The sequence below is a fragment of the Sphingomonas sp. GW821-FHT02B09 genome (assembly GCF_059421875.1).
This window is the reverse complement of record NZ_JBWKVV010000024.1, coordinates 1-2,588: the sequence shown is the minus strand read 5'-3', so window position 1 is coordinate 2,588 and position 2,588 is coordinate 1. Positions and strand designations below refer to the sequence as shown.

Annotated in this window: 1 protein-coding gene; it reads right to left on the bottom strand. The window is 57.8% G+C overall.

All coding sequences use genetic code 11. The features are described 5' to 3' along the window. Positions 1 to 76: 76 nt before the first annotated feature. Entirely contained in the window at positions 77 to 1,945 is a 1,869-nt protein-coding gene (ltrA, locus tag AC07U4_RS24735; RefSeq protein ID WP_495197592.1) for a group II intron reverse transcriptase/maturase, read from the bottom strand. Positions 1,946 to 2,588 lie beyond the last annotated feature (643 nt).

Genomic DNA, 2,588 nt, shown 5'->3' with positions numbered 1-2,588 from the left:
TCGTAATGTTGGGTAGGGAGGGTGGCGCCTACGAGAGGACACCCCACTCCCCCCCTCCGAACCGGACGTGCAGCTTTCACTGCATCCGGCTCTCCACATCATGTCCCTTGAGACGTGTATCTCCCAACGTCCCCCGATGCAGAGCCTGATGGCATGGGATGCAAAGCACCCGCACAGCCCGCGCCCGTTCGGCTAACAGCCTCATGAGTACCGGTTGTTGCCCCAAATTCCGCACATGGTTCCGATGGTGAAGGTGAAATGGGCCACCGGTATCTCCGCAAGCAGAGCAGACCTTGGCGAGCATACGGTCCGTCAGGTTTGTCCTGCTGAACCGCAGCGCCTCCGTCCGGGCCACGACATCAACCTTGCTCCAAGAGCTTAGCCGGGTATCGAGGTCCGCCAGTCGCCACACCGCGACCTTCTTCGCATCCTGTCCGACGCCGACGCGCACTGAATAACGGCCCGGTCCCTCTCGCAACCGCCGAAGTGCCCGAACGAGTGAGCAGCGGTGCTTATTGGCGAGGGTCTTAAACAGACTGCCCCGCCAAAGGTGTTCAAGCTTGTTTAGTGCACACTTCGCATCCACCGCCAAAGCATAATAATTAGCGAAGCCGCGAAGTTCGGCGTTGTAGGCTCTGACGATCTCGGCATCGTCCATGTGGAGCAGGCCCGGGCGATGTAATGCCCGTCCCAGGTCATACTGACCATAGCCGTGCCGCTGGCTAAATGCCTGAACCTTATCACGCGGAACGAGTAACTGGATTTGATCCGTCAACGTCCTTTTTAGCGCGACCACCTTGCCCATCCTCTGTTTGACCAGATGATCCGACGAGGTTCGGCTACGCACATCGTAGCCGAGGAAGCGTGCCCCATTTCGTGCCTCACGTATCCCGCTCTTGCTGGCCGAGACCCGAAGTTTCAGATGGTCGGCGAGGAAAACCTCAACCTTCCTCATCACCTCCAAGGCCTCGGCCCGACTGCCTATGACTCCCATCAGGAAATCGTCGGCATAGCGAACGTAGCGAAGACGCCGAAAAGACGGGTCGAATGGGTCCGTTGCCGGCAGCTTGCGCATCGCCGTTCCGGTTTCCTTGATCCGAACCGTCCATGGTTCGATTTCGTCAATCCTGCCCCTGGCACGTAGTTGCCCTACGCGCTTACGGGCATATTCGATACGGCGTGCTAGATGACGATAGTCGGGGTGTTTCCGACGTGCGTCACCCTTGTCGAAACTCGACACGAGACTGGCAACGAAATTATCCAGCTCATGCAGGTAGATGTTGGCGAGCAGAGGCGAAACGATGCCCCCTTGCGGCGTTCCACTGTATGTTTCGTTGAAACGCTGCTCCTCAAGATACCCAGCCTTCAACATCGAACCAATCAGCGCGATAAAGCGCCGATCATCAAACCGCTGTTCCAGCAGTTTCACCAGCACCTCGTGTGAGATGTTGTCGAAGTATCCCTCAACATCGACTTCGACCAGCCACTTGACCCCCTTCCACGTCTTACGAACGTGATCGAGTGCCGTGTGACACGACCGGCCTCGCCGAAATCCATGAGAACGATCGGAGAAGACCGGTTCATAGATCTCATTGAGGATCATCCTCACCACTTCCTGAACCAGTCGGTCTAGTGCAGTTGGGATGCCGAGCGGCCGCGTTTTGCCGTTAGCCTTCGGGATGTAGACCCGCCTGACCGGCTTGGGGCGATATGCCCCCGTCGCAAGTTGGCCGATCACCATGTCGATCTGCGATGAATCGAGATCGGTCACGGTGACGCGGTCGATACCGGGCGTCTCTGCGCCGCGGTTTTGTTGGATCCGTGCCAACGCTTCGTCCCACAGCGAGCGGGATAGAAGCAACCGAAACAGACCATTCGTTCGTTTGCCGGTCGAGGCAATCGTTCCAAGAGACTCCAGTCTCGCCAAGGTGGTACTCGGTCGCATCAGCGTACCCCCACCGAGGATTTTGACTGGATTGAAGCTGCCGCACTTCCCCCGCCCGGTTTCGCTTTCAAGCAGGTCACCCCACTCTTATACGTCCGACCGTCTACCACCGAAGCGGAAGCTGTCTCGGGCATTACCCCGAGCATTTGAGTAATATTGCGGCTCCGTCGCCATACAGGCTCTCGAACGAGCCAGCTACAGGCGATCCCGTAGTTACGCGGGAAAGGAGATAACTCAACGATCTTAGGTGGCCTTTTCATCTCTAATCCTCCGAAGGAGGTCACGCCGACAAGGTTGGCCGATCCTGCCGATGGTACGGGCATGATCGCTATCTCGAGCTCGAGCTGGTACGTCGAACTCAACGTGTCGGTGCGAGGTCTCAGTCGCTTTCCTCGCCGCCAAGGGTTTAGGCCGCGAAAGATTGGGCTTCACGCAGTGTAGCGTTCACCATAATCGTCTTGCCTTGATCGTCCGCTTCACATGCGACTGTCCGCTTCAGACCTTTTCTGAGCATGCTATGGTCCCGTTCCCCTTTCGGAGTTTCAGCCCGAGGGCACCGGTAAGCTCAGTAGGCAGATGCCATTGCCAACAAGCATCACGTCATCAGACGCACTCCTTTCTCGCGCCACAACGGCGCACGCCA